Here is a 26,277-nt window from a genome sequence, read left to right as displayed (position 1 = left end):
AATGAGAAGAGGATATGGCCACTGTAGCTTCATCTACGGCGCGCCCGGCGCAACGGCCGAGGACCTTTGAGAGCACCCTGAAGTCTGCCAAGACCTCCCTGATGTTCTCGGAGACGATCAACCTTGCCATCGACAGCTTTAAGGCCAGCAAGGCCCGTTTTCTGCTCACCATGCTGGGCATGGTCATCGGGTCCGCCTCCATCATCCTCGTCGTCACTCTGGGCCTTACCGGCAAGAACTACGCCTTGAACCTGATCTCCTCGATCGGCCCCAACATGATCGAGATGCAGTTCAACGGCGGCAGCGTCGCCGGGCCCGACAATACCTCGACGCCGGATTTCATGACCAATGCCGACATGGAAGCGGTAAACTCCGCCGTACCCGGCATCATCGCCTCCTCGCCGATGCTGGAGTTCCACGACCGCATCAGCATGGGAAGCGGTATCACCAAAGACGCCATGCTCCTGGGCGTCTCGCCGCAATACAAGCGGGTACGCAATCTGAAGGTGCTGAGCGGCCGCTTCTTTGACGAGCAAGATGCAAACTCCCACGCCAAGGTGGCCGTCATCGTCAAGCCCCTGGCCCGAGCGCTCTTCGGCGGCTCGGAGGGCGCAATCGGCAACACATTGACCGTTAGCGGAATTCCCTTCCTGATCGTCGGCGTCTTTGAAGAAAGCGTCGAAACCTTTGGTCAATCAGAGATCAGCGATCAAACCATCCTGATCCCCTATCAGGTCGCCCGCTACTTCCAGGGCACAGACAGCGTAAAGCAGATCTTCTTTACCGTGGCCAACAGTTCCCAGGTTGAGCCGGCCGCCAAGCGCATTCTGGAGATCATCAAGGCGCGCCATCGTCCCACCAGCGTCTATACCGCCTTTACCCTGACACAGGTGCTGCATGTAATGGGTCAGATCGCCACAATGCTGACGATCGTACTCACATTAGCTGCCGCCATCACGCTCATCGTGAGTGGCGTGGGCATTATGAACTCCATGCTGGCCAATGTGCAGGCGCGTATCCGCGAGATCGGTATCCGCAAAGCCCTAGGCGCTACCCGTCGCGAGATCCTGATGCAGTTCCTCACCGAGAGTGTCTTTCTTTCACTCTCCGGCGGTGTCGTCGGCACCGTGATCGGTCTTGCAATTCCCTTTAGTGTCAGCTTCCTGACACCCTTCAAGGTTCCCCACTCCTGGATGTCGGCTGTGGTTTCCTTGTTCACATCAGTCATCGTCGGAGTCATCTTCGGTACGTTACCTGCGCGCCGCGCCGCTGAACTCGACCCGGTTACCACACTGAAGTACGAATAAAAATCCATTCCCAAAATGAAGAAAAGCCCGCAAATTTCGCGGGCCTTTACTTCTTAACATCAATCCTGAACTACATCACCAACGCAACACTCTCCAGTTCGCGTTGCATGGACTCCAATGAACAGGAAGCGGACTCAATGCGTGTGGCAGCATTCCGTGCCGCCTGGTTCGATACGCCATAGCCGCGACCCATTAGAAAGTTGGAAATCAACTCCCCTGCCTGCCAGCTATCCAGCCCTGATTGCAACAGGTCGTTCCGCAGGCCTGCGAGGTCCTGTTCTGTGAACTTCTCGATGCCGTTTTCTATCTCCTGTGCCATCTGTCTCTCCGCTCCTTTCGCGAGCTTCCTACCACCTGTAATTGATTAGACGCTTTTGTTGCCTTCGAGTTGCAGCATCTGAAGTAACCAGTTGTAACCCTTTTGTGACATTTTCTTACGGACAACAGGCAACCCCAGTTCCCGGTACGATTGTTGTGGAGACAAAAAACGTGGCAAAGCTGTTAGACGGAGTCGCCATTGCCGGCGAGATTAAGAACGAAGTTGCTGCCGAAGCGAAAGAACTAGCCGCACGCGGCATTACCCCTAAACTCGTTGTCGTGCTGGTGGGCCATGTTGCCGCCTCTGAGATCTATGTCCGCAGCAAGGTAAAGACCTGCGGCGAACTCGGTATCGGCAGCGAGATGATCACGCCGCCTGAGACCATCACCACCGAAGAGATGCTCGCTCTGGTTGCAGAGCTCAACGCGCGCCCGGATGTTGACGGCATCCTGATTCAGCTTCCACTGCCGAAGCAGGTGGACACCAAGCGTCTGCTTGAGGCTATTGATCCGCAGAAGGACGTTGACGGATTTCATCCAGTCAACGCGGGCCGGCTGCAGGCAGGTCAGCCTGCGCTTGCTCCCTGCACACCGGCAGGCATCATCGAGATTCTTGAGCGCAGCAAGATCGCAATCGCCGGAGCCAATGCCGTCGTCGTGGGACGCAGTGATATCGTTGGCAAGCCTGCGGCTATGATGCTGCTGAACGCGAGCGCTACGGTGAGTGTCTGCCACTCGAAGACCTCCAACCTGGTGAATTACACCCGTCACGCTGACATTCTGGTCGCCGCCATCGGCCGCCCCGGCTTCATCACGGAAGAGATGGTCAAGCCCGGTGCAACCATCATCGATGTTGGCATCAACCGCGTGAACGATCGCGCCGAGATGGAGAAGTTCTTCCCCGATGACACATCTCGCTCCGATGGCTTTGCCAAACGTGGATATACCGTCGTCGGCGATGTCGATCCTCGTGCCTTCGCCGTCAGCGGAGCCTACACTCCGGTCCCCGGAGGCGTAGGAGCATTGACCATCGCCATGCTGATGAAGAACACCGTCCGCGCAGCAAGGCAACGCCGGGGCGTGTAGCAATGCTGCGTGTAGGACTTACAGGCGGCCTCGGTAGCGGCAAATCAACCGTGGCCGCCATGCTGCTCGAGCTTGGAGCGCACGTTATCCAGGCCGATGAGATCGGCCGCAGGCTGATGCAGCCGGGCCATGACGTTTTCGACCGTATTGTCGCGCACTTCGGCACAGAGGTGCTCGCAGCCGACGGCACGCTGGATCGTGCGCGGCTGGCAAAGATCGCCTTCACCGACGGCCGCGTCGAGGAATTGAACGCCATCGTCCATCCGGCCACCATCGCAGCCCAGGCCGCATGGATGACAGAGATCGGACAACGCGAACCCAATGCCGTCTGCGTCGTCGAAACCGCACTGCTCTTCGAGACGAAATATGGCAACCTGCGCGATCGTTTCGACCGGATCGTACTGGTTTATGCTCCGGAACAGGTTCGCATCGAACGCTTCCTGGCGCGGCAGCCGGGAGCAACGGTAGACGATGCGCGCCGCCGTATGGAGGCGCAGATGTCCGACTTTGAAAAAATGCAGCGATCCCATTTCCTGATCCGGAATGACGGCACGCTCGAAGATCTGCGCCGGCAGGTCCTCCAGGTGTGGGAGGCGCTCAAAGCAGCCTCTGAGAGCCTAGAATCGTTTAAGGCCTGAACTTCACAGGCAAAGGAAACGTAAAGGAAGTTATATGAAGATGCGTCGCGTACTGCTCGTGCTCCTTCTGGTGAGCGGTTTCTACCTGCTGACAACCTACATGGTGCCGTCAGGAACCATCGGTAACTGGGTGAAGAGCGCCTTTCCGTCACTGCCGGGCAATGGAACAACCGCGGTGAACGGCCCTCTGGGCAACTTCCATATGACCGTCGCCAACGCAGCGCCGGAGTTTGATGCGGAAGAGCAGAACAACATCAACGTTTACAAGCGCACACTGCCGAGCGTGGTGAACGTTACCTCTACGACCGTCGCATTCGATTTCTTCTACGGTCCTGTTCCCCAGCAGGGTATGGGTACCGGGTTCATCATCGATAAAGAGGGCCACATCCTCACCAACAACCACGTGATTCAGGATGGCCAACGCATCGAAGTCACGCTGAGCGACAAGCACAAGTACAAGGCCAATGTGGTTCAGGTGGATAAGAGCCATGACTTGGCGCTACTGCAGATCAATGCGCCCAACCTGACTCCTGTCACCCTGGCCGACTCCAAGAACATCGTCGTTGGGCAGAAGGTCTATGCCATCGGCAATCCCTTCGGCTTGAACGGAACCATGACCCGCGGCATCATCTCCGCCCTTCGCTCCGTCCGCGGACCGACAGGAGCAGCCATCGACAACGCTATCCAGACCGACGCCGCCATCAACCCCGGCAACTCCGGTGGACCGCTATTGAACTCGCGCGGCGAGGTCATCGGCATCAACACGATGATTGCCTCCAACGGCAGCGACCAGAGCGCCGGCATCGGCTTCGCCATCCCCATCAATACTGCCCGTGCCTTCGTCGACGACCTCGCCCGCTATGGCCATGTTCGCCGTCCGGCGCTGGATGTTGTCACACTGCCCATCGGCCCGGATATCGCCGACCAGCTGGGCCTCGCAGCCGACTACGGAGTCCTGGTGGAGAGGGTCCTGCCCGGCGGTGCCGCAGAACGGGCCGGCCTGAAGGGCGGCTCACAGCGCGCTTACATGGGCAACACACCGGTGATGATCGGTGGTGACCTCATCGTCAAAATCGATGGACAGGACATCACCACCCAGCAGGATGTCTCCGACGTGATGAACTCCCATAAGGCAGGCGATACGGTCACAGTCACAATCTTCCGCGGACGCAAGAAGCTTGAGTTGCGCGTCACCCTGAGCGAAGCCAGCGAACGCCAAACGTAGAATTCGCCACCAAAAAGCGCTGAAGGCGCGCTCTATATCAGCCTGGGGCAACGCCCCAGGTAGCGCCGCAATAGAGGAGAGAAGGGCTGAAAGCCCGCTCTATAGGACCGTCGTTGACGGCGATCACCCAATACATCTTCAACCCCGAACAAAAACGCTCCGCACTTCTGCGGAGCGTTTTCACATTTCATTCCCCTAAACCTACTGCGTAACCCCGGTCTCAAAGAACTTCGTCGCCTGTCCACCGATCACGCGATACATCGCAAACGACCGCGCCTGCTGACCGCGCAGTTCCATCACCAGGCTGGCACGATTGGATGCCTCTGCATCCACAACTCCCACCAGGTGCATCCGCGGTGTTGTATCCATGTGGATCGCATCAGTCACCGTTTTCATCGCCACCTGCGGTTCGCCGAAGCTGTCATTCTGCGCAACCACCGTAACATATTTCACCGGCGCCCCGCCCTCACCGTTGGTATGGGCTTCCAGCACAAAGACCGGAGCGCTGTTGTAGCTGAGCTCAAAGGCGGAAAACTTCTCATCAGCCAGCTTCACCGCAGGCAGCTCGGCTACCGGAGCAGCTCTCAGCTTGCTGCGCGCTCCCGTTGAGCGACTTACGCCACCAGTCTTGATCGGTGCAGGAGCGGCAGCCGGAGGGGGAGCCACCAGCGACATCGCCACCTTTTCCAGCTTGGCCTGAATCTCTGTCTTCTCCGAAGGATCGCGGAAACGATAGGTGAAGTCGTGGATCTCTCGCGAAGCCGCATCACTGACGGCGATCATCTGGTGCAGGTTGGCCGGCATGCCGCTCAGTTGCGGCGCCTCAGCCAGCTTCGCCGGCTTACCGCGCATGATCTTCGGACGATCAGGATCGTCATTCAGATCTCCGAGCGTCTGCACGTTGGCCGTATCGTTCTTGATAGCGTCACGCTTTTCTTTCTCGGTACGCTTCTTCAGCGTAGGCCGGTCAGCATCATCCGATGGATCGTCTCCCACGCCAGTGACACCGCTCTGATCCTTATCCTTCCCGTTCTTGCTGTCCTTCGAATCCTTCGAGTTCGACTTGTCCTTCTTATCTTTGTCTTTGCGGCCGAGCTTCGGGCGGCTGTCATCCTTGTCGGTCGATTCCAGGACAACCTTCTGCGGAGACTTAGGCTTGTCCACCGGTAAAGGCTGCCACTTGCCATACCCCATCCATCCTTGGTCAAATACGCTGCTCACCGCATCGTCGGGCTTCAGATTGCGGGCGAAGTCCAGGTCAAGCAATCCCTTGGGCTCACCTGCATCCTGCAGCTCATAGACAACGTCCGTGCTCAACGCCAGCGGGACAGGCCGTGCCAGGTAAAGACCTGCATCCTGGTAATCTCCATCGACGAAAAGCGAGACAGGGACCAGCCGGCTGGCCAACGGTTTCTTAATATCGTCGCCGGTCCACTCATACACGCCGATCGCGCGGGTGACATTGTCTTTTTTGGTGACGCGGTGCATCTGGGCCGATGCCGTGGCCACCATCGCCGCAATGGCGGCAAGTCCGATTCCTCTGAAAACTTTCATCACACTCATAAGACGGCCAATCTCGCGGTTCAGCTACCTGAAGGCCATCTTGCAGCTCAGACCGCAAGCGCTGTACCTTTGCATCCATGCCACCACAAGCAGGCGACATCATCGAAGACTTCACCCTCAACGATCAGGACGGCAACCCGGTCACCCTGTCCAGCTTTGACCCTAAACCTGTCGTTTTGTTCTTTTACCCCAAAGCAGATACCCCTGGCTGCACCATCGAGGCCTGCGGCTTCCGGGACGCCATCGACAAGCTTAAAAAGGCAGGTGTGGTCGTCCTTGGCATCTCCCGCGACACCGTGAAGGCGCAGAAGAAGTTTGCCGAAAAATACGACCTCAATTACCCCCTCCTGGCCGACCCCGACCAGAAGATCTGCAACTACTTCGACGTCATCAAGCAGAAGACCATGTACGGTAAACCGGTAACCGGAATCGAGCGCACCACCTACCTGATCGGCCCCGGCCGCAAGCTGCTGCACGTCTTCCCCAAAGTAAAGCCGGAAGGGCACGCCGAAGAGGTCCTGGCTTACGTAAAAGCCAACAAGTAGCTTCGAAAAACTCGGCCTTTTTTCGGGTTGTCATCCTGAGCCGCAGGCGAAGGACCCGCTGTCGAGACAGCCACCAATCCGGGTGACCCATCCATTGCGTAAGCAATGGGTGGGATATTCGCGAAGGATTTGCTTTGGTCAGTAAAGCTGAGAGTGCCTATGCACCGGATCCCCTGTTCGGGGTCCCCGACGAACTTGTTCGTTGGGGTGGTGTCCCTCGGGGACATGAGCCCCGCTCCACTGTCCTAAGCTCTGGCAAACAAAGGGCAACAAGCAGCCCTACTCCGCGGACAACAGACCCTCTCCAGCCAATTCCATCCTCGTTCCCTGTCCAGCCCGAGGCTCCCGATTCGCCAGCCCCAGCGGAAAAACATGGAATGTCAGCACGGACTTTGCTTTCACCACAGCTTCAGTCCCCTTGGCCGGAGCGCTATCTTCCAGATCTTTCGCGCCTTCCTTGCCCAGGATCACAATCACGTCGCTCAGTACTTCCTCCTGCCCAACCGCTTCCACCTGAAGCGAAATCTCTCCCGCGCTGTCGATCTCGCCTGCCTTGGCAGCGGCAACCACCGTAATGGTCACCGGAGCTCCGACGGCGAAGACACGGCCCTCAAGAGTAATGGCCTCAGTAAGCTGACCGTGCAGTGTCTGGCCATTCCGGGCATCTGCAGAGCTGATACCCTCCTGCATCTGAACCTTCAGCAGCATTCCAGAACTTTCGCCCGTGCCCGGAGTACCGGTCGATGAATGCTGCGCCGCCCCCGAGCCGAGGAACAGAAGCATCCCCATCAGAAAGATCAAAACCCGATCAAACATGCCTTTATGAAATCACCCCTGATGGAGTGCTAAAAAGACCTGCTCTTTTGGAACCATCATCCCCCGATGGAAGTTGCCCCACCCAAGCCACCTATCCCACCATCAGAAAATGCTGTGTCCCTTTTACCGGAGCATCCAGCCGCTGGAAAAGAGCCTGCAGATCCCGGTTGTTGTGCACGAAATCGATCTGCGAGGTGTCGATCACCAGCAGGTCACTGGCCGTGTAGCGGGAGAAGAAGTGTTCATACGCCTCGATCACCGTCTCCAGGTACTCCTCGCTGACGGCCCGTTCGCCGGGAACGCCCTTTCGTTTCAGGCGCGTGCGCAGCACATCGGGCGTCGCTTTCAGGTAGATCACCAGGTCAGGGGTCGAAAGGTCTGAGCGCATGGGCTCATAGAAGCGGTTATAGAGCTTTAGCTCGTCGTCCCCCAGGTTCAGACAGGCAAAGAGTTTATCTTTCTCGAAGATGTAGTCGGCCACTACGCTCCGCCGCACAATATCGCCGCCCGCCTGCCGCTCTGCGGCTTGCAGTTGCGCATAGCGCGCTTCGAGAAACCACATCTGGGTGGCCAAGGCCATGCCCGGCTCCTGCCGGTAAAAGCGGTCGAGAAAAGGATTGTCCTCCGGCTCGGTGACGCGGTACGCCTCCATCTTCTCGGCCAGCATTCCTGCCAGGGTCGATTTCCCGACGCGAATCGGGCCTTCGATGGCGATATAGCTTGGGGGATCGAACAGCATCATGGAGGACCTCCGAAAGGGGCGAATAAAAAGCAAAATATCACCACGCCTGGTGATCGCCAAGTAACGGACGAAGTACATGGCGGATTCTTGCCACTTCGATATATCGGTATCTCGATCATCGACAAAGCCAGATATGTTCCAAACTCTGGATCTAAAAGGCATTATTAAGACACATGCTTTTCCCTGTAATTGCCGGAACGGCCGCAGCCGCAGGCATTGGCGTCTCCGTTTACGCGGCCTACTGGCCGGAATCGCAGATCTACGGCGCCACCATCGTCGCCAGGCCCCACCCGGGCCAGGTCGCACTGACCTATGATGACGGGCCGAATCCCGATGCGACCCCGCAGCTCCTCGACGTACTGGCGCGGTATCAGGTGCGCGCGACCTTCTTTATGGTGGGCAGTTTTGTGAAAGTGCAGGCGCAGCTGGCGCGACGGGTCGCTGCCGCCGGACACCTGATCGGCAATCACACCCTTACGCATCCGAACCTGGCCATCACTTCATCCGGGGAGACACGGCGCCAGCTTACAGAAACAAACGACATTCTGGAGCAGACCCTCGGGCAGAAGATCCGTTTTTTCCGCCCTCCCTTCGGAGTTCGCCGCCCTGCCACCCTCCGCATCGCGCGAGAACTCGGTCTGACTCCGGTCCAATGGAATGTCGCCGCCCAGGATTGGAATCCTGCAACGCCGCAGCGGCTTCTGGAGCGAATGGAGCGAGGCATCGCCAAGAACCGGCAGAAAAACCGGGCCTCAAACCTCCTGCTGCATGACGGCGGTCATCTGGGTCTGGGAGCAAAGCGCATGCCGACCGTGGAAGCCACCGCCCTGCTGCTGGAAAGAAATATCAGGAACCTTACATTTGTCACTCCCGAAATATGGGTTTAAGCTCCTACAATTTCCTCACCGCATTCACGTTTAGCGTTTAGAGGAACGACCCCTATGAGCACGCCCACGCAGACACAGGCGCCTCCGCACGTTCACCAGGAACCGATGTCGATGCGTGAGGTATTGAAAATCACCACCATGCGCCGGCTCTGGTATGCACAGGTGGTCTCAAACTTCGGCGACTTCCTGGCACTGTTCGCCGTCATCAGTGTGCTGACCTTCAACCTGCATGCCACAGCGCAACAGGTAACCGGCGTGCAGATCGCCTATCAGTTACCGATTGCAGTTCTGGGCATCGTCGCCGGCGTCTTCGTCGACCGCTGGTCACTGAAGGGAACGTTGATCGCCAGCGACCTTTCACGCGCATTGCTGTGTCTCTTGCTGATCTGGGCAGGATCGGCGATGCATTTCTATGTGATTCTTGCTGCCATCTCTATCGTCTCCAGCTTCTTCAATCCGGCGCAGGGTGTCACTCTTCGCACGGCAGTGCCGATGCACGGCCTGCGCTCCGCCAATGCGCTGATGCAGCAGGTCATGTTCGTCATGCGCATCATTGGGCCGGCAGCTGCGGGCGTATTGGTAACCGCCCTGGGAGCGAAGGCCTGCTACATCGTGGACGCGATCAGTTTCGTTGTCTCCGCCAGCTTTATCGCCAGCATCGCCATCACGCGTCCTCCGGTGGCTGCGGAACACCAGACCACCAAGACCGGCGTCGCGCGCGTGCTGCATGACATGCAACAGGGCATCCAATTCATCGTGCATCATGCGGCGTTGCTGTTCGTGATCCTTGCGCTGGCCTCCGGCATGTTCGTGCTGGGATGCTTCGGTCCGCTCATCGCCGTCTATGTGCGCGATGTGTTGCACGCCACCACACCACGCTCCTTTGGCGCGGCCTCAGCCTCCATCGGCGCCGGCATTCTGCTGGGCATGAACCTGCTGAACATCTTCGGGAAGAAGATGAAGAACACCGTGCTGGTCTACGCCGGCCTGAGTGGAATTGCTCTGGGTCTCGTGATCCTTGCCGGCATTCCCTATCTGGCCGCATGCATCTTCGGCAACCTGGTGATCGGCCTGTCGGTCGCAGGCATCATCATCCCGGCGCAAACCATGATTCAACAGGAGACGCCGCACCACCTCATGGGCCGCGTTGGATCAACATTGATGTCGATGATCTTCACCGCACAGATCCTGGGACTGATCCTCTCCGGTGTACTGGCACAACACACCGGCACCCGCCAGGTGTTCACCCTCTGTGCCGCACTCCTGCTGGTCCTGATGGCCGTAGGCAAGCTCTTCATGGAACCGAAGACACCGGCCGTGACCTCATAACAAACCCATACACGGGGTGCCCTATATCTCGGCTCCGCCGAGATGTGGGATCATCGGGTTCCCCAGCGAACTTGTTTGTTGGGGTGATTTATCGAGCGAAGCTCGATCCGTTTTCCGAAACAAACAAGACTTCTACACCGCAGCAAACGCCTTCCGCGCCGCCGCAATCGTCTTCTCTATCTCATCCTTCCCATGTGCCAGCCCAACAAACGCGGCCTCAAACTGCGACGGCGGCAGCCACACACCTTCGCCCATCATGGCGCGATGGAACCGGCCAAACGCGGCAGTATCGCTCTTCGCTGCGTCCTCAAAGTTCTCCACCGCATCCGGCGTAAAGAACCAGGTCCACATGCTTCCCACACGATTCGTCGTCAGCCGGACACCCGCATCCACGGCAACCTGCGCCACACCTTCAGCAACCTGCCGTGTCGTCTCCTCAATCCGCGGATAGATCGTTCCTGCCTCGCGTATCAGGCGGATCAAGGTAGCCGATCCCGCAGCCATCGCCAGCGGATTGCCGCTCAGTGTTCCCGCCTGGTAGACAGGGCCAAGCGGAGCGAGCATATTCATCACATCTTCACGTCCGCCGAAGACTCCAACCGGCAGACCTCCGCCGACGATCTTGCCCATGGTGGTGAGATCCGGCTTGATACCGAAGCGCTGCTGCGCTCCACCGAGTGCCAGGCGGAAGCCGGTCATCACCTCGTCGAAGATCAGCAGTGTTCCCTCTTCCTGAGTTAGCGACCGCAATGCTTCCAGATATCCGGGCTTAGGAATCAGCGTGCCCGCATTCCCGACCACTGGCTCCAGAATGATGGCCGCGATATCGCCTTTATGCTTCGCAAATGCCGCCTCAACGGCGGCGATATCGTTGTAGGGCAAAGCGAGCGTAAAGTGTGCCACCTCATCCGGAACGCCAGCGCTGCCGGGAATACCGAAGGTAGCGACACCCGAACCGGCCTTTACCAGCAGACCGTCAGCGTGACCGTGATAGCAGCCCTCGAACTTGATGACATAGCGGCGCTTGGTAAAACCGCGGGCAACGCGGATGGCGGACATGGTCGCTTCTGTCCCGGAGCTGACAAAGCGCATCCGCTCCATCGACGGAACCGCTGTGCGGATCAGTTCCCCCAGTTCCGCTTCACCGGCATGCGAGGCGCCAAAACTGGCGCTGCGGCCGGAAGCGTAACGAATAGCATCCACGACTTCGGGCACAGCATGCCCCAGAATCATCGGACCCCAGGAGCCGAAGTAGTCGATATAACGGTTACCATCGGCGTCATACAGGTAGGCGCCCTCGGCACGTTCCAGAAAAGGAGCATCGCCGCCCACGGAACGGAAGGCGCGCACCGGCGAGTTTACGCCGCCGGGAAAAAGACCTTCGGCGCGGCGCTGCAGCGAACGGGACGTTTCCAGCACTCGAGTCATCCAATTCAGTATAGAAAGGCGCAGGAGGCTCTGGACGATGACCGCACAGGAACAGCAACGGCTCGCAGGCAGGGACATCCTGCTCTACGACGGCATATGCGCTCTCTGTAACGGCGTTGTGCACTTTGCCGCCCGGCGCGATGCTGCTGGTCGCCTCCTGTTTCTCCCGCTCGGCTCCCGCCTGGGCGTCGAGCTGCTCCAGCGGTATGGAATCGCCGCCGAAGCCCTCAACTCCGTCGTCGTGTTGGAACACGCCGCTACCCAGCAAGAGCGGATCTTCCTGCGCACCAAGGCAGTTGCACAGGTCATGATGCGACTGAGGCGGCCCTGGAGGATCCTGGGACAGATTCTCATGACGATTCCATCGTGGCTGGGCGACCCTGTCTATCGTCTGGTCGCCCGGATTCGCTACCGTCTCACAGGACGATACGAAATCTGCCCGCTTCCCGAGCCGGGGCTTCGTGAGCGCTTCATCGGGCTGGAGAGTTGAAACGGAACAGTCGCGCAGACCTCCGCTCCCCCATCAATCCTGATAAACTCTAGACTTCCTGCTGTTTTATTTTTCCTCTGGAAGGCGCATCTTTGGCTCCAATTCCCGTGAAGTCCTCAGGCCCCATCTCCTACGCCGATGCCGGTGTGGATATCTCCGCAGCAGACCGCTCCAAAGACAAGATCAAGCTGTTAGCGCGCCGGACCTTCAACAAGAACGTCCTGTCTGAGATCGGTTCGTTTGGCGGCCTGTTTGGCCTGGACCTGAGCAAGTTTCCGGATCCGGTTCTAGTCTCCTCCGCCGACGGTGTAGGCACCAAGCTGAAGGTCGCCTTCGAGCTCGGCATTCATCACACTGTGGGCGGCGACCTCGTCAACCACTGCGTAAACGATATCGCTGTACAGGGCGCGACGCCGCTGTTCTTCCTGGACTACCTGGCGATGGGGAAGCTGGAAGGCAATGTCGTCGAGAAGATCGTCACCGGTCTCTCTGATGCCTGCAAAGCCAATGGATGCGCCCTCATCGGCGGCGAAACGGCGCAGATGCCGGGCTTCTATCAACCGGGCGATTACGATCTTGCCGGTTTTATCGTGGGCGCCGTCAGCAAAGATCGCATCATCACCGGTGAGAAAACCGAGGTGGGCGACGTGCTCTTTGGTCTGCCCTCGACCGGCTTGCACACCAACGGCTACTCGCTGGCCCGCAAGCTGCTGTTTGAAGTCGCGGGATACACCGCCGACCAGTACGTCGGCTCCATCAAGGAAAAGACCGGCGCTGCCCTGATGAAGACGCATCGCAGCTACCTCGGCATTATCAGAAAGCTGCATGCCGCCGACTGCGTTGCCGGCATGGCGCACATCACCGGTGGCGGCATTACCGAGAACCTTCCTCGCGTGTTGCCCAAGGGAATGGGCGCGCACATCGACCTCACCTCATGGCAGGTGCCGCCGCTGTTCACGCATCTGCAAGAGCTGGGCCAAGTGGAGCAGGATGAGATGTTCCGCACCTTTAACATGGGCATCGGTCTCATCTGCGTGGTTCCCGCCGACAAGGTAAAGAAGGCCAAGGCGATTCTGAACCGCGCCAATGAGCGCTTTCATGTGATCGGCCGCGTCGTTCGCGGTGACCGCAAAGTTAGCTACGCATAAGAGCTGTAGCTCCTCGATGACCAGACTCGGTGTTCTTCTCTCCGGACGGGGATCGAATTTTCTCGCGATCGCGGAAGCCATCAACAATGGCTCCCTGCGCGGCTGCGAGATCGTACTCGTGCTCTCGAACAAAGCAGACGCGCCCGGTATCGACGCCGCCCGGCAACTGGGCCTGGAAGCGCGCGCGATTCCGTCCAAAGGCATTCCGCGCCAGGAGCACGACCGCCAGATGATCGCGGCGTTGCAGCAGGCCAAGGTCGACCTCATCTGCCTGGCCGGCTACATGCGCATCATCTCTCCGGAGTTCCTCGCGGCCTTTCCCAATCGCATTCTGAATATCCATCCCTCGCTGCTGCCCTCCTTCCCCGGCCTGGACGCGCAGGGACAGGCGCTGGAGTATGGAGCCAAAGTCGCAGGCTGCACCGTCCACTTCGTGGACGAGCAGGTGGACCACGGCGCCATCATCGTGCAGCGCACCGTGCCGGTGCTCGATGACGATACGCACGACACACTGGCAGCACGTATCCTCGAACAGGAACACCAGGCCTACGCAGAAGGCCTGCAGCGCGTGCTCTCCGGCGAATACCGCATCGAAGGCCGCCGCTACATCCGCAAGTAACCACCAGTTTCTATGAACCGGGTGACCGACCCTCGCCGGGTGCCCCATATCTGCGAAGCAGATGTGGGATCATCGGGGTCCCAGCGAACAAGTTCGCTGGGGTGATTTATCGAGCGAAGCTCGATCCGTTTGCTCTAGCGGATCTCTCAACCGTTATCGGAAAACGGTTCGCGCATAGCGCGAATGCCCACATCTCCTTGCACCCGAACGAACATAGTTCGTTCGGGACCCCGCGGCGCAGATATGGGCACCCAGAGTATGGGCACTCTTACCGCTTCCCCCAATTCATCAACGGCAAAATACTCGAATAATCATCCGTCCACGCAGTCGCCTTGATCTCCGGAAAACTCGACCGCGCAATCACCACATCCGTCTCCTGCTGAAAATCCTTACGATTCGTCAGCAGTACCCACGTCGCGCTGTAGTATCCCTTCTTCTCATCATTCGGACTGCTGATTAACACCGCATCCAGTCCAGCGGTCTTCGCCAGCGCGGCTACCTCAGGTGCCAGATGCAAATACTGGTTCGAGACATGAAACGCGATAATGCCGCCCGGAGCCATATGCTTCCGGTAGAGCTCAAGCGCCTGCGTCGTGATCAGGTGCAGCGGAATGGCATCTCCGGAAAACGCGTCGATCACCAGGATGTCGAAATTGTTCGGAGCTTCGTGCTGCAATGAAATACGCGCATCGCCCGCAACAATGGGAATCTGGATCGGCGCATCGCGGAGATAGGTAAACAGATTGCGCGCGATCGGCTCGACCGCAGGATTGATCTCGTAGAAGCGATAACGGTCTCCCGGCTGTGCATACACCGCCAGAGAACCTGCGCCCAGGCCAATTACCCCCACGGACTTCGGCCGTCCCTTGCAGCAGTAGCGCATGGCCAGGCCAATGCCAGAATCAGGCGAGTAATAACTGACCGGAACGCGGGCATGATCGGGAGTAAAGATCTGCGTGCCGTGCTTGATGGTTCCGTTGTAGAGCGTGCGGAGCACACTGGCCGGCGGAAATGCACCCTGCGTCACGCGCAGCGGACCATAGAAGTTGCGGACCTGGGCCATGCTACCTGCCTGGAACGCCTGATACTCCCTCCCGATAAGAAAGAGCAGCAGCACCGACGCCGTCGCCCACAAAAGACGCTGCGCCCAACCCTCCTGCCATAACGCAAAGACGGCGACCGCCGCTGTGACAAAGAAAGAGATCGCCAGATCGTAGTTCGCCGCAAAGACCAGCGGACTCACAATGCCGATGAAGAACGTTCCTGCGGCTCCGCCGGCTGAGAGCATCAGGTAGAACAGCGTTGACTGGTGCGGGTCTTCCGGGCGACGCAGATAAAGCTCGGCATGACAGAAGTAGCAGGCCAGAAAGAGTTCGATCAGATAGAAGCTGATACTAAGCCAGATGGGGAAGGTAGCTCCCTCTTTCGTGAGCGTATAGGCCAGTGCCGCAAGAAAGACGACCAGGAAACGGATCACCAGGCCCCGCTGATATAAGCGCCCAAACTCAAACGCAGTGATAAAGCTGAGCAGATATGCCGAGAGCGGCAGAATCCATAGCAATGGAATCGGTGCAATGTCCTGCGAGAGGTGCGCCGTCACCGCCGCAAGTTGCATGGAGGCAGCAAACGGCAACAGAAACCAGAGCACAAGCTTTCCAGTCGCCGGGCGGATTGCCGGTTGGCAGGCATCCTCTGTCACCACGTCGCCTCCCGTTGCCGGAACCAGCATCGCGCAAAGCGCGGCATAGACGACGAACCCTACCGCCCAGGCGATACGCTGCGTGTGCAGCGACATGTGCGGCTCAATCAGCACCGGATAGGCCAGCAGCGCCAGCAGGCTGCCGATGTTCGAGAGGGCGAACAAACGGTATCGCACGCCCCCGCCTTCACTCTTCGCCAGCCATACTTGTAACAGCGGGCTGGTGGCCGAAAGCAGCAGAAACGGTAGACCGATGCTGCTACCGAGCGCAAGAAAAATGGTCGTAATGGGATGCCGGAAGGCAGTTGGCGAACCAGGCGCCGTCGAGACAAAGGCGAGCAACACCGCCGCTGCCAGCAGGACAAGATGCAGGCCACGCTGCATCCGCAGCCGCGTCAGCCAGTGAGCATACGTGTAGCCGAACAACAGGAGAAGCTGAAAGACGACCAGGCAGGTGATCCAGACGGCTGAGCTTCCGCCGAGGGCGGGAAGCAGTTGGCGGGCAGCCAGAGGTTCTACCAGGAACAGCAGAAAGGCGCCGAGAAAGATGGTCAGGGCAAAGAGCGGACGCTTGGTCATGGGACGCGCAAATGGCGTGTCCAAGGCTATCATCCGAGGTCCGAGGGGCAGGCCAAGTAAAATAGAGACGTCATGAAGATAGTCCTCGCCGAAAAAGTCTCGCCTGCTACCCTTGCTGTCTTTCAACAAGAGCCGGACTGGCAGATCGTCACGCCGGACCAGATCAAGAATGGCCTCGCCGCCGAGCTTGCCGACGCTGACGCTCTCATCGTCCGCAGCGCCGTGCAGGCAGATGCCAAGCTGCTGGAGTCCGCTCCAAAGCTCCGCATCATCGGCCGTGCCGGTGTGGGAGTCGACAATATCGACACCGATGCCGCCACCCATCGCGGGATCGTGGTGATGAACACGCCCGGCGCCAACGCCATCGCCGTGGCAGAGCTGACCATCGGCCTGATGATCACCATGGCGCGCTTCATTCCTCGTGCCAATGCCACCATGCACGCGGGCAAGTGGGACAAGAAGACCCTGCAGGGCCAGGAGCTGCGCGGCAAGACCCTGGGCATCATCGGCCTGGGCCGCATCGGCCAGGAAGTGGCGCGCCGCGCCCGCTCCTTCGGCATGGAGCTCATCGGCTATGATCCCTTCGTTGCTCCCGTCATCGCCCGCGAGAACGGCGTCGGCCTCGCTCCTCTGGATGAAGTCTTCCGTAAGGCCGACTATCTGACGCTGCACGTCGGCCTCACGCCGCAGACCGAAGGCCTGATCAACGCCACCTCGCTGGCCACCATGAAGAAAGGCGTTCGCATCGTAAACTGCGCCCGCGGCGAACTGATCAACGATGCTGCCCTGGCGGAAGCCATTCAGTCCGGCAAGATCGGCGGCGCCGCCCTCGACGTCTTCTCGCAGGAGCCATTAAAGGAATCTCCGTATCACGGCCTGGAGAACGTCATCCTCTCGCCCCACATCGGCGGATCGACCGACGAAGCCCAGGAAGCCATCGGTATCCAGCTTGCGCAGCAGGTACGCGATTACCTGAAGCTTGGCGTGGTCCAGAACGCCGTCAATTTCCCCTCGCTCACGCACGAGGAGTACCAGCAGGTCGCTCCCTATGTGGAGATGGCCGAGCGCCTGGGAGCTTTTCTCTCGCACGCCACACCCGGCAATCTGGAGAACATCCAGATCAACTATGCCGGCCGTCTGGCACAGGGCAAGACCGAGCTGGTCCGCAACGCCTCGATCAGCGGCATTCTGGCCGATAGCGACAATGTGAACCGCATCAACGCGGCCGCGGTCGCGCAAGAACGGGGCATCCGCCTGCAGGAGGAGAAGAAGGAGTTCGCCTCCGGCGGCGCCGGATCGGTACTGAAGCTGACGCTGCACTCAGCCAGCGGCATCTCCTCCGGCTCTGCAACGGTACTGCATGGCAGCTCGCCCCGCCTGCTGAGCTTTGACGGCATCGACATCGAGGCTCCGCTCACCGGTACGCTCGTCGTCATCCGTAACCACGACGTCCCCGGCGTAATCGGCCGTATCGGCACCATCCTTGGCGAACACCGCATCAACATCGCGAACTTCGCCCTTGGCCGCAACGTCCGCTCGCAGAGCGTTCCGCAGGGCCAGGCTCTGGCCGTCGTGCAAATCGATGTCCCCTCCGCCGCAGCCGCCAACGATGCACTGGCTGCGCTGCGCAAGGTGGAGGCCATCGTCAGCGTTCGTCTGGTAGAACTGGGTAAAATCTAACTATGCCGCTATACGAATACGAGTGCCAGCAATGCCATCGGTACGTGGAGAAGATTCAGAAGTTCTCTGACCCGCCTCTGACCGAATGTCCGCACTGCGGCGGCCGTCTGGAGAAAACTCTCACAGCGCCCGCGGTGCAGTTCAAAGGTGGCGGATGGTACGCGGATCTCTACTCTTCGTCCAAGAAGAGTGGTGGTGCAGCGAAGACTGAGTCCAGCAGCACGAGCAGCAGCAGCGACTCAACCTCTTCCACACCGGCGCCTGCCGCTGCAACAGCAACCGCCGATAAGAAATAAGAAAAGCCCGCCTTACCGGCGGGCTTTCTTTTTGCAAGACAGAGCTTAGGAACGTTTCTTCGGAACTTTCTTGCCTTCCTTGCGAGCCTTCGAAAGTCCGATCGCGATGGCTTGCTTCCGGCTCGTGACCTTCTTGCCGCTACGGCCGCTCTTCAGCTTGCCGGCCTTCATCTCGTGCATTTCAGTCTCGACATTCTTACCTGCCGAAGGAGAGTACTTCCGCGAAGAAGATTTCTTTGCCGACTTCTTCGTACTCTTTCTGGCCGTGCTCTTCTTGCTCGTACCTTTCTTCGCGGCTTTCTTAGTACTCTTCTTCGCTGCTTTCTTCGTGGACTTCTTGCTTGCCTTTTTGGTTGCCATAAAAAACTATCCTCCCGGGTTATAAGAGTCAGGCAACCTGAAAGAGAGTTGTCTCTTACTCCTGCATCTTCTGATACCTTCTGTATCCCCACAGCGACAGGATGATCGACGCGATGAAGGCGATGCCTTCAAGAACCCACTGCCATACACCGGGTGATCGCACAAGCTCACCGCGCTGATGCGCCGCATAACTGCGCTGCACATCTTCCCGCAAGCCTGGAACGGTGATGGTACTGAAGTCTGTGGTTGGCAATGATCCAAAGATACGTTCCGGTGCAGGCGCTACACCATCTCGATCTTTCGGAATAGCAGCCAGCAATGCATTCACCTCGGCATCCTTCGCATCGTTGAAGAACTCCGTTTGCGCTGTGTTCGGGAAGAGCGTCGTCTTGCCCGTCATCTTCAACTCAATCGCGGAGACGGCGTCCTGGCAGACGCCCAGCGTGTAATACCCACCAAAAGGAAGTTGCGGATTCGCCAGATGCAGCCGCGCATACGCCGCCGTAAAACTGCCCAGCAGACGGATCACTTCACGCGCCTGTGCACCTGCATACTCATGCGCATGCCGGCCCATCACCCATGGCTGATTCAACAGATCGTTGGTGCGAAACTCGGCGCGGCCATCGATACCGAAGTAGAAGGTCACATCCGCGTGCAGACGCGGCCCCTCCACCATCAACTCGTACTCCGCGTGCGCGACCGGCACCAGGAGATGCCGCCTCCTCTGCCACCAGTGATCAGCAGGCACCAGGAGCTGCGAATCCAGGAAGAAAGGCATCATCACATCCTGGCCCTTGTAATGGAAGTGTCCGAAGTTGGCGAAGTAACGCACATCGGAGACCGTAATCCGATGCCCGCTCGCTGCCAGCGCATCAATCAACTCTTCCGGTGTATGCACCGTGCTTCCACCGATCGTAGCTCCGAAGCTCTGCGCATCGTCGAGCCGGTTCAGCGAAAGGCGGTTCAAGACCTCTGCCAATCGTTGGCTCTCGGCATGCAAGGGAGCTAGCTCTGGATCAGGCCCATCGCCTCGCGTCACTTCGGCTCCGAGGTCCGTAATCTCTGCCTTCAACTCACCACGCTCGGAGGGCTTGTCGAGATCTTCCGTCTGGGGGGATTCCAGCGTGTACGGCCCCAGCGTGACCCACTGCGTCAGCGTTCGTGTGGCCGGCTTCAGCTTCTCGCCGAAGATCCGTGTTCCCAAATCGACCGTGCCGTTGACGCGGCCAATCGTCCATCCGGGAAAACGGTCAAGACCGCTCCAGTCTTTTCCAAGGATGAGGCTGCGCAGCAGATCGAAGAGCTTCGGCGTCAGCACGGCGCCTGCCTTCTGCCCACCGCCGATCGCAGCCAGCAGCTTCTCGGTGAAGCCCGGCTGAGCGGAGAGCTCCCGCACCATCTGCGAGAGCGGCACCGTGTTCGGCAACGTAGGAGCACCCATGGTCTGCCCCGCCATCAAGGTACACGAGACCACCGCGAATACCGCACCACGCGCGAAACCCATACCACGCGCGACCGCTACTCTGCCAAGGACACGCCGCATACCTGCTTTGGATGCGCGTTTACTCGCTGAGCTTCTTAATCACCAGCTCATTCAGCAACGCAGGATTTGCCTGTCCCTTCGACAGACGCATCACCTGACCGACGAAGAAGGCCGAGACCGTGGTCTTGCCGCCCTTGAACTGCTCCACCTGCTTCGGATTGGCAGCGATAACCTCATCAATCATCTTCTCGATCACCGACGTATCGGAGATCTGCTGCGGCTTCTCGCGCTCGTAGACGACCGGGAAGTCCTCGCCCTTCTCAAAGCTGATATCGAGCAACTGCTTCAGCATCTTGCTCGAAAGCTCACCGCTCTCCGCGAGGTCGGCAGCCATCGCCAGACCCTTCATGCTGACCGGCGACTGCTCCAGCTCCAGACCGGCGGCATTCAAACGGCCGGTGAGCTCGCTGGTAATCAGCGCAGCAACACGCTTGGGGCTCTTCGATGCCTTGGCTGCTGCCTCAAACTGATCGGCAAACGAGGCCGAAGCAGTCAGCGTCTCCGCGTCCTTCTCGGTAATGCCGTACTCGGCGATCAGACGCGTGCGCTTGGCCTCAGGCAGCTCAGGCAGACCCTTCAGAATCTTGTTCTTCCACTCCTCACTGATAAGCAGCGGCGGCAGATCCGGCTCCGGGAAGTAGCGGTAATCATGCGCCTGCTCCTTCGAACGCATGGAATACGTCACACCCTCGGCCGAGTTGTAGAGACGCGTCTCCTGCACCACCTTGCCGCCCGACTCCAGAATCTCCACCTGGCGTTCAATCTCATACTCCAGCGCCGAACGGATGAAGCGGAACGAGTTGACGTTCTTCACCTCAGCCTTGGTGCCAAACTTGTCCGCACCCTTCAACATGACCGAGACGTTGGCGTCGCAGCGCAGCGAGCCCTCTTCCATATTGCAGTCGGAGACGCCGGCATACAGCAGGATCTCCTTCAGCTTGGTGAGGTAGTCAAACGCTTCCTGCGGCGAACGGATATCCGGCTCCGAGACGATCTCAATCAACGGCGTGCCGCAACGGTTCAGATCGATGTAGCTGCGCGTCACCGAATCCGGAAAGCCATCGTGGATGCTTTTGCCCGCGTCCTCTTCCATATGCGCGCGGGTGATGCCGATGCGCTTCAGGCCACCGTTGCCGTCGGGAATATCAAGATAGCCGTGCTCACACGTCGGCTTATCGTACTGCGAGATCTGATAGCCCTTGGGCGAGTCCGGATAGAAGTAGTTCTTGCGCGCAAAGATGCTGACCGGGTTGATCTTGCAGTTCAGCGCCGCGCCCGTCAGGACAGCAAACTCCACCGCCTGCTCATTCAGCACTGGCAGTGCTCCGGGCAAGCCGAGGCATACCGGGCAGACGTGGGTATTAGGCTCGCCACCGTAGAGATTGACGCAGCCGCAGAATGCCTTCGTCTTGGTAAGAAGCTGGACGTGGACCTCAAGCCCGATCACGGGCTGGTACTTGGCGAGAACCTCGGGCGAAAGCGCGCTTGCTGTGGGCATCAGAACCAAATTTTATCAATTCACGAGCCAAAGACGCGTTCGGGGTACGCCCGAGCATACCGAACCCAGGCTTCATAAATAAGCGACCTGCCTCTTCTACGCGATGTGCCTCTTCCAGGCAAGTCCAGCGCCCACGCCCGCCTGTCAATCTCTTTCGACACGCCCCGCAGCCCCTTCCGCTCTAACAGTTGATAGAGATCTTCTTCGCTTGAAATTCGCTGATGCAGGAGAGGTGTCATGAATTCGGCCGCCTCGTGGAAGCAGGCCGCCAGTTCCGGTAGGCCTAGTTCAAGTAGGCCCTCCTCCGTCTGGGCCACCAACCCAGGTTCTCCGAAGTTGCCGAAGTGCCATGTAACGCTGTCGAGGGTGAGGCTGATATCAAGCCAATGAGTCGCTTCCATGGCTCGGAGACCTGGAGGAAGTTCGGCCAGTAACGCGGAATAACTTCCATCTCTGCTGTACGGATCTCCCGAGACCCGAGCCGATAGCACCTTCATCAGGGTCTTCAAGAGTTCTCTGTCATCCTGCTGCAGTTCCGGCCACTGTACGTCTTCCACACCCTGCTCCATCTGCCGAGTCTATGAGTTCGGCCCGCGGCAGCCTACATTTTTTCGCGTGCCTGTTCCCAGCAATTCCGCTGATTCAAGAAGGTTCCCTAATACGCTTCTTTTCAGTCATCTGCATATCCGAAGATCCACGATTACACTGGAGAAAGAGATGATTCTTCCATTTGTCCGCGAGCTGTTTGCGGAACTGGAACATACTGAGCCGTACGAACGTGTGCGCCGCCATCTGAGTGCCGGTGTGGGGCGTCGTCGTGTCTCCGGGCTCACCTTTACCGCTCGCGCCCTCTATCTTCCCTATTTCGTCCGCGCGAGCCACACCGCCTGCCTCGTCATCGTTCCCGACAACAAAGCCGCCGAAGCCCTGCACGGCGCCCTTATCGAGACCTGCGAGCTCACCGGCGCGCTCGACGCCAGGACCGTCCTCCGCCTGCCCTCGCATGACGTGCTTCCCTTCGAGAACCTCTCGCCGCACGCCGAGATCCAGGAGCAGCGCGCCGCCACTCTCTGGAAGATTGCCAGCGGCACCGCAAAACTGGTCATCGCGCCTATGGAGTCGGCCTGCATGCGGCTCTTCTCCCGCGAGCACTATGCGGGCCTGGCCCTGCATCTGCGCCGCGGCGAAGAGCACATCCCCGAGATGCTGCTCGAACACCTGCTCTCCGTCGGCTACACCCGCGTCGACGTCGTCGAAATGCCCGGGCAGGTCACCCACCGCGGCGGCATCATCGACGTCTACTCGCCCGAACAGGACCGCCCCGTCCGCATCGACTTCTTCGGCGACGAGATCGAGACCATCCGCAAGTTCGATCCGGAGACACAGCGCAGCTCCACGCCTCTCGAAGAAGCCCTGCTGTTGCCGCTCACCGAGACTCCCGTCACCGAGAAACTCCTCACCGCCATCAACAATCGCCTCACCCGCGCCGGTGAGGCCGGAGCAGCTCTCGAAGGCAATGAACAGCCCCGCGAGATCCGCACTACCTACGGCGAAGCCACCGTCTTCCCCGGATGGGAGTTCTACGCCCCGGTCGCCGGAGCCAACAGCGATCTCCTCGCCCTGCTCGGCCCAACCACACGCGTCTTCGTCGAAGAACCCGCCATGGTCAAAAACCAGGGCGAGCGCTGGTGGAACAAGCTGGAACAGGCACACGATCGCGCCGCCATCGGCTCGCTGGTCCGCGCCGAAGATATCTATCTCTCCCCGTGGGATCTGGAGGACCGCATCCGCCGCATGCCCGGCATCGAGCTCGATCAGCTCGGCGCCGTTGATGTGCTGGACACGCAGGTCGATGCCCTCAGCGGCATCGAGATTCCGACACGGCCCACAACGCGTTTCCACGGTTCTATTCCTGCGCTGGTTGAACAGCTTCGCTCCCTGATGAATCAGGACTCGCGCATCGTCCTCACCGCCCCCAACCAGGGCGAAGTGGAGCGCCTCGCCGGCCTGCTGCAGGAGTACAAAGTCCCGTACCGCATCGGTTCTCGTCTGCAGACCAGTAGCGGTTCCGCAACCGTCTACGACGAGACCACCTATCTCTCCGGCAGCGCCAATACGCCGGCCATCGTCCGCGCCGCCATCCTGAACGGCGTCCACATCCTCGACCTCGACCAGGCCACCGCCCGCCAGCTCGTCGTCTACGGCGCGCAGGACCTGCAGGATGAGGCCGACATCGCTCCCCGGCGCACCTTCAAGAAGTCCAAGACCTCCGCCTTCGTCTCCGACTTCCGCGACCTCGCCATCGGCGACTATGTCGTGCACGTCGAACACGGCATTGCCCAGTACCAGGGCCTGCGCACCATCGATCAGGAAGGCATTCCGCTCGAGCTCATGATCCTGGAGTTCGCCGAGGGAGCCAAGCTCTACGTTCCGCTCACACGGCTCGACCTGATCCAGAAGTACCGCTCTACTGATACCGGTCCGGCCCCCGAGCTGAACCGCCTGGGCAGCCAGCAGTGGGCCAAGACCAAAGCGCGCGTCAAGAAGGCCATGCAGGACATGACCGACGAGCTGCTGAAGCTCTACGCGCAGCGCAAAGCCGCGCAGGGCTTCGCCTTCTCGCCGGACAGCAACCTGATGCGCGAGTTCGAAGACGCCTTCGACTACAACGAGACCGAAGACCAGCTCTCCGCCATCGCGGACATCAAGCGCGACATGGAGACCACGCAGCCCATGGACCGCCTGCTCTGCGGCGACGTCGGCTACGGCAAAACCGAAGTCGCCATGCGAGCCGCCTTCAAAGCCGTACAGGACTCCAAACAGGTGGCCGTGCTCACGCCCACCACCGTGCTCAGCTTCCAGCACTACGAGAGCTTCAAGAAGCGCTTTGCCAAGTTCCCCGTCACCGTGGAGATGATCTCGCGCTTCCGCACCGCAAAGGAACAGAAGAAGATCGCGGAAGACGCCGCCGCCGGCAAGATCGACATCCTGATCGGCACCCATCGCCTGCTCTCCAAGGACCTGACCTTCCAGGATCTCGGTCTGCTGATCGTCGACGAGGAGCAACGCTTCGGCGTGCGCCACAAAGAACGTATGAAGCAGTTCCGCACGCACCTCGACGTGCTCTCGATGTCGGCTACGCCCATCCCGCGTACGCTGCACATGTCCCTCGTCGGCCTGCGCGATATGAGCGTCATCGAGACGCCGCCCAAAGACCGCATGGCCATCCAGACTATCGTTGCCAAGTTCGACGAGAAGATCGTCCGCACGGCCATCGAGATGGAGCTCGAACGCGGCGGCCAGGCCTACTTCGTCCACAACCGCGTCGAGACCATCTACGACATCGCCTCACGCATCCGCGAGCTTGTTCCGCAGGCACGCGTGGTTGTCGGTCACGGACAGATGGGCGAAGCTGAGCTCGAGCGCGTGATGCTGGCCTTCATGCATCACGAGTACGACGTTCTGGTAGCCACCAGCATTATCGAGAACGGTCTCGATATCCCGCTGGCAAATACCATCCTCATCAATCGCGCCGACCGTCACGGTCTCAGCGAGCTCTATCAGCTCCGCGGCCGCGTTGGCCGATCGAACCGCCGCGCCTATTCCTACCTTTTGATTCCGCCGGAAACTGAACTCACCGAAGTAGCGCGCCGCCGTCTGGCCGCGTTGAAAGAGTTCTCCGACCTCGGCGCCGGCTTTAAGATCGCAGCGCTCGACCTGGAGCTGCGTGGCGCCGGCAACATGCTGGGCGGCGAGCAGAGCGGCCACATCGAAGCCATCGGCTTCGAGATGTATACCTCCATGCTCGAAGAAGCGGTCGCCAAGATGAAAGGCGAGGAGAAGCAGGAACGCCAGCCCGTCCAGCTCAATCTTGGTATCTCACTCCGCATCGACAACGATTACATCGGTGAAGAGAACCAGCGCCTGCGTATGTACAAACGCATCGCCGGAGCCGCCAACGAGGCCGAGCTCGCCGACGTCCGCGCCGAGCTGATCGACCGCTACGGCACGCTGCCCGACTCGGTGCTCAACCTGCTCTCTGCCGCAGAGCTGCGCCTGACCGCAGAACGTCTCTGCGTCTCTCAAATCGACCGCAAACGCACCCAGATCGAGATCGCCAAAAAGAAAGAAAACGTCGAGATGCTGCACGTCCGCTTCGATCCCAAGAGCCTGATCGATCCGAACGAGCTGATGAAACTGGTAGCCCGCTACGCCAAACGCGGAGCCCAGTTCTCGCCACAAGGCGTACTGCGCTGGCCCCTTAGCTCCGCCAAAGCCGAGGATGTATTGGCCGAAACCCGCTCTCTGCTTGAACAACTGGTCCTACGGCCCTCGTAGCAACCAAGAACGGCGGAGCCAATACACTAGGTGCCCCATCCATCGCATAGAGGATCGCGCACGGCGCGATCCTCAACCAGCAACCAGGAACTAGCAACCAGCAACTGCTTTTCTAGCAGTACACTGCAAAGCAGCAAGGAACC

The 26,277-nt window shown here is 59.4% G+C and carries 23 protein-coding genes; 13 read left to right on the top strand and 10 right to left on the bottom strand.

Annotated elements, in window-relative coordinates:
* The first annotated feature begins 14 nt into the window (after positions 1-14).
* On the top strand, positions 15-1,307 hold the full coding sequence (locus tag OHL21_RS10010; protein WP_263417127.1) for an ABC transporter permease: 1,293 nt from the start codon (positions 15-17) through the stop codon (positions 1,305-1,307).
* Positions 1,308-1,377: 70 nt separating this feature from the next.
* Here the strand turns inward: OHL21_RS10010 and OHL21_RS10005 are convergent, their stop codons facing one another.
* The gene (locus tag OHL21_RS10005; RefSeq protein WP_263417126.1) at positions 1,378-1,626 is read right to left on the bottom strand and encodes a hypothetical protein; all 249 of its coding nucleotides are present in this window, start codon (positions 1,624-1,626) and stop codon (positions 1,378-1,380) included.
* Positions 1,627-1,796: 170 nt separating this feature from the next.
* Between OHL21_RS10005 and OHL21_RS10000 the strand changes: the two genes are divergently transcribed.
* Genes OHL21_RS10000 through OHL21_RS09990 form a run of 3 tightly spaced genes read left to right on the top strand, consistent with a single transcriptional unit; the run spans position 1,797 to position 4,574 of the window.
* Positions 1,797-2,711 carry a bifunctional 5,10-methylenetetrahydrofolate dehydrogenase/5,10-methenyltetrahydrofolate cyclohydrolase gene (locus OHL21_RS10000; RefSeq protein ID WP_263417125.1) on the top strand — a complete coding sequence of 305 codons (915 nt, stop codon included), beginning with the start codon at positions 1,797-1,799 and terminating at the stop codon, positions 2,709-2,711.
* Positions 2,712-2,713: 2 nt separating this feature from the next.
* Positions 2,714-3,349, top strand: a complete 636-nt coding sequence (coaE, locus tag OHL21_RS09995; RefSeq protein WP_263417124.1) for a dephospho-CoA kinase — start codon at positions 2,714-2,716, stop codon at positions 3,347-3,349.
* Between the two features lie 34 nt (positions 3,350-3,383).
* On the top strand, positions 3,384-4,574 hold the full coding sequence (locus OHL21_RS09990; protein ID WP_263417123.1) for a S1C family serine protease: 1,191 nt from the start codon (positions 3,384-3,386) through the stop codon (positions 4,572-4,574).
* Between the two features lie 201 nt (positions 4,575-4,775).
* Here OHL21_RS09990 and OHL21_RS09985 read toward each other — a convergent pair whose 3' ends face one another.
* The gene (locus OHL21_RS09985) at positions 4,776-6,128 is read right to left on the bottom strand and encodes a hypothetical protein (RefSeq protein WP_263417122.1); all 1,353 of its coding nucleotides are present in this window, start codon (positions 6,126-6,128) and stop codon (positions 4,776-4,778) included.
* 86 nt (positions 6,129-6,214) lie between these two features.
* Here OHL21_RS09985 and bcp point away from each other — a divergent pair, with 86 nt between their 5' ends.
* Positions 6,215-6,682 (top strand): thioredoxin-dependent thiol peroxidase, encoded by a 468-nt coding sequence (bcp, locus tag OHL21_RS09980; RefSeq protein ID WP_263417121.1) that lies wholly within the window; start codon positions 6,215-6,217, stop codon positions 6,680-6,682.
* Positions 6,683-6,961: 279 nt separating this feature from the next.
* On the opposite strand, the gene OHL21_RS09975 is transcribed toward bcp, so the two are convergent.
* A complete protein-coding gene (locus OHL21_RS09975; RefSeq protein ID WP_263417120.1) occupies positions 6,962-7,498 on the bottom strand; it encodes a hypothetical protein in 537 nt (178 codons plus the stop codon).
* 91 nt (positions 7,499-7,589) lie between these two features.
* A complete protein-coding gene (locus OHL21_RS09970; protein ID WP_263417119.1) occupies positions 7,590-8,240 on the bottom strand; it encodes a deoxynucleoside kinase in 651 nt (216 codons plus the stop codon).
* Between the two features lie 173 nt (positions 8,241-8,413).
* Between OHL21_RS09970 and OHL21_RS09965 the strand changes: the two genes are divergently transcribed.
* Positions 8,414-9,127: a polysaccharide deacetylase family protein gene (locus tag OHL21_RS09965; protein ID WP_263417118.1), complete on the top strand. Its 714-nt coding sequence runs from the start codon at positions 8,414-8,416 to the stop codon at positions 9,125-9,127.
* 54 nt (positions 9,128-9,181) lie between these two features.
* Entirely contained in the window at positions 9,182-10,456 is a 1,275-nt protein-coding gene (locus tag OHL21_RS09960) for an MFS transporter (RefSeq protein ID WP_263417117.1), read from the top strand.
* 132 nt (positions 10,457-10,588) lie between these two features.
* Here OHL21_RS09960 and hemL read toward each other — a convergent pair whose 3' ends face one another.
* Positions 10,589-11,884: a glutamate-1-semialdehyde 2,1-aminomutase gene (hemL, locus tag OHL21_RS09955; protein WP_263417116.1), complete on the bottom strand. Its 1,296-nt coding sequence runs from the start codon at positions 11,882-11,884 to the stop codon at positions 10,589-10,591.
* Between the two features lie 37 nt (positions 11,885-11,921).
* On the opposite strand from hemL, the gene OHL21_RS09950 reads away from it, so the two are divergent.
* The 3 genes from OHL21_RS09950 to purN all read left to right on the top strand — a co-directional run bounded on the left by OHL21_RS09950 (position 11,922) and on the right by purN (position 14,141).
* Positions 11,922-12,374, top strand: a complete 453-nt coding sequence (locus OHL21_RS09950) for a thiol-disulfide oxidoreductase DCC family protein (protein WP_263417115.1) — start codon at positions 11,922-11,924, stop codon at positions 12,372-12,374.
* A 92-nt stretch (positions 12,375-12,466) separates the two neighbouring features.
* Complete coding sequence (purM, locus tag OHL21_RS09945) at positions 12,467-13,522, top strand: phosphoribosylformylglycinamidine cyclo-ligase (RefSeq protein WP_263417114.1); 1,056 nt, start codon at positions 12,467-12,469, stop codon at positions 13,520-13,522.
* A 16-nt stretch (positions 13,523-13,538) separates the two neighbouring features.
* Positions 13,539-14,141, top strand: coding sequence for a phosphoribosylglycinamide formyltransferase (gene purN, locus OHL21_RS09940; protein ID WP_263417113.1), 603 nt, complete (start codon positions 13,539-13,541; stop codon positions 14,139-14,141).
* A gap of 268 nt (positions 14,142-14,409) precedes the next feature.
* On the opposite strand, the gene OHL21_RS09935 is transcribed toward purN, so the two are convergent.
* Positions 14,410-16,443, bottom strand: a complete 2,034-nt coding sequence (locus OHL21_RS09935; protein ID WP_263417112.1) for a fused MFS/spermidine synthase — start codon at positions 16,441-16,443, stop codon at positions 14,410-14,412.
* Between the two features lie 48 nt (positions 16,444-16,491).
* Between OHL21_RS09935 and serA the strand changes: the two genes are divergently transcribed.
* Entirely contained in the window at positions 16,492-18,099 is a 1,608-nt protein-coding gene (gene serA / locus OHL21_RS09930) for a phosphoglycerate dehydrogenase (protein WP_263417111.1), read from the top strand.
* A gap of 2 nt (positions 18,100-18,101) precedes the next feature.
* Positions 18,102-18,395 (top strand): FmdB family zinc ribbon protein, encoded by a 294-nt coding sequence (locus OHL21_RS09925; RefSeq protein WP_263417110.1) that lies wholly within the window; start codon positions 18,102-18,104, stop codon positions 18,393-18,395.
* Between the two features lie 45 nt (positions 18,396-18,440).
* On the opposite strand, the gene OHL21_RS09920 is transcribed toward OHL21_RS09925, so the two are convergent.
* The 4 genes from OHL21_RS09920 to OHL21_RS09905 are packed head-to-tail and all read right to left on the bottom strand — an operon-like array spanning position 18,441 to position 22,353.
* Complete coding sequence (locus OHL21_RS09920; RefSeq protein WP_263417109.1) at positions 18,441-18,755, bottom strand: DUF6496 domain-containing protein; 315 nt, start codon at positions 18,753-18,755, stop codon at positions 18,441-18,443.
* 55 nt (positions 18,756-18,810) lie between these two features.
* Positions 18,811-20,298, bottom strand: coding sequence for a hypothetical protein (locus OHL21_RS09915; RefSeq protein ID WP_263417108.1), 1,488 nt, complete (start codon positions 20,296-20,298; stop codon positions 18,811-18,813).
* A gap of 19 nt (positions 20,299-20,317) precedes the next feature.
* Positions 20,318-21,796 (bottom strand): Asp-tRNA(Asn)/Glu-tRNA(Gln) amidotransferase subunit GatB, encoded by a 1,479-nt coding sequence (gatB, locus tag OHL21_RS09910; protein WP_263417107.1) that lies wholly within the window; start codon positions 21,794-21,796, stop codon positions 20,318-20,320.
* 20 nt (positions 21,797-21,816) lie between these two features.
* Positions 21,817-22,353 carry a hypothetical protein gene (locus OHL21_RS09905; protein WP_263417106.1) on the bottom strand — a complete coding sequence of 179 codons (537 nt, stop codon included), beginning with the start codon at positions 22,351-22,353 and terminating at the stop codon, positions 21,817-21,819.
* Positions 22,354-22,513: 160 nt separating this feature from the next.
* Here OHL21_RS09905 and mfd point away from each other — a divergent pair, with 160 nt between their 5' ends.
* Positions 22,514-26,134, top strand: a complete 3,621-nt coding sequence (gene mfd, locus OHL21_RS09900; RefSeq protein ID WP_263417105.1) for a transcription-repair coupling factor — start codon at positions 22,514-22,516, stop codon at positions 26,132-26,134.
* Positions 26,135-26,277: the final 143 nt, after the last annotated feature.

Origin of the sequence: Terriglobus albidus (assembly GCF_025685425.1) — a bacterium.
Lineage (GTDB): Bacteria > Acidobacteriota > Terriglobia > Terriglobales > Acidobacteriaceae > Terriglobus > Terriglobus albidus.
Note: the sequence above shows the minus strand (reverse complement) of the source record. Positions and strands in the feature narration are given on the sequence as shown.

Excerpts from the sequence above, each read along its gene's own strand:
- gatB (WP_263417107.1), bottom strand. The coding sequence starts at position 21,796 with ATGCCCACAGCAAGCGCGCTTTCGCCCGAGGTTCTCGCCAAGTACCAG.
- OHL21_RS10005 (WP_263417126.1), bottom strand. The coding sequence starts at position 1,626 with ATGGCACAGGAGATAGAAAACGGCATCGAGAAGTTCACAGAACAGGAC.
- OHL21_RS09990 (WP_263417123.1), top strand. The coding sequence starts at position 3,384 with ATGAAGATGCGTCGCGTACTGCTCGTGCTCCTTCTGGTGAGCGGTTTC.
- OHL21_RS09970 (WP_263417119.1), bottom strand. The coding sequence starts at position 8,240 with ATGATGCTGTTCGATCCCCCAAGCTATATCGCCATCGAAGGCCCGATT.
- OHL21_RS09950 (WP_263417115.1), top strand. The coding sequence starts at position 11,922 with ATGACCGCACAGGAACAGCAACGGCTCGCAGGCAGGGACATCCTGCTC.
- OHL21_RS09960 (WP_263417117.1), top strand. The coding sequence starts at position 9,182 with ATGAGCACGCCCACGCAGACACAGGCGCCTCCGCACGTTCACCAGGAA.
- OHL21_RS09975 (WP_263417120.1), bottom strand. The coding sequence starts at position 7,498 with ATGTTTGATCGGGTTTTGATCTTTCTGATGGGGATGCTTCTGTTCCTC.
- OHL21_RS09965 (WP_263417118.1), top strand. The coding sequence starts at position 8,414 with ATGCTTTTCCCTGTAATTGCCGGAACGGCCGCAGCCGCAGGCATTGGC.
- mfd (WP_263417105.1), top strand. The coding sequence starts at position 22,514 with ATGATTCTTCCATTTGTCCGCGAGCTGTTTGCGGAACTGGAACATACT.
- OHL21_RS09920 (WP_263417109.1), bottom strand. The coding sequence starts at position 18,755 with ATGGCAACCAAAAAGGCAAGCAAGAAGTCCACGAAGAAAGCAGCGAAG.
- purN (WP_263417113.1), top strand. The coding sequence starts at position 13,539 with ATGACCAGACTCGGTGTTCTTCTCTCCGGACGGGGATCGAATTTTCTC.
- OHL21_RS09915 (WP_263417108.1), bottom strand. The coding sequence starts at position 20,298 with ATGCGGCGTGTCCTTGGCAGAGTAGCGGTCGCGCGTGGTATGGGTTTC.
- bcp (WP_263417121.1), top strand. The coding sequence starts at position 6,215 with ATGCCACCACAAGCAGGCGACATCATCGAAGACTTCACCCTCAACGAT.
- OHL21_RS09985 (WP_263417122.1), bottom strand. The coding sequence starts at position 6,128 with ATGAAAGTTTTCAGAGGAATCGGACTTGCCGCCATTGCGGCGATGGTG.
- OHL21_RS10010 (WP_263417127.1), top strand. The coding sequence starts at position 15 with ATGGCCACTGTAGCTTCATCTACGGCGCGCCCGGCGCAACGGCCGAGG.
- serA (WP_263417111.1), top strand. The coding sequence starts at position 16,492 with ATGAAGATAGTCCTCGCCGAAAAAGTCTCGCCTGCTACCCTTGCTGTC.
- coaE (WP_263417124.1), top strand. The coding sequence starts at position 2,714 with ATGCTGCGTGTAGGACTTACAGGCGGCCTCGGTAGCGGCAAATCAACC.
- hemL (WP_263417116.1), bottom strand. The coding sequence starts at position 11,884 with ATGACTCGAGTGCTGGAAACGTCCCGTTCGCTGCAGCGCCGCGCCGAA.
- OHL21_RS09925 (WP_263417110.1), top strand. The coding sequence starts at position 18,102 with ATGCCGCTATACGAATACGAGTGCCAGCAATGCCATCGGTACGTGGAG.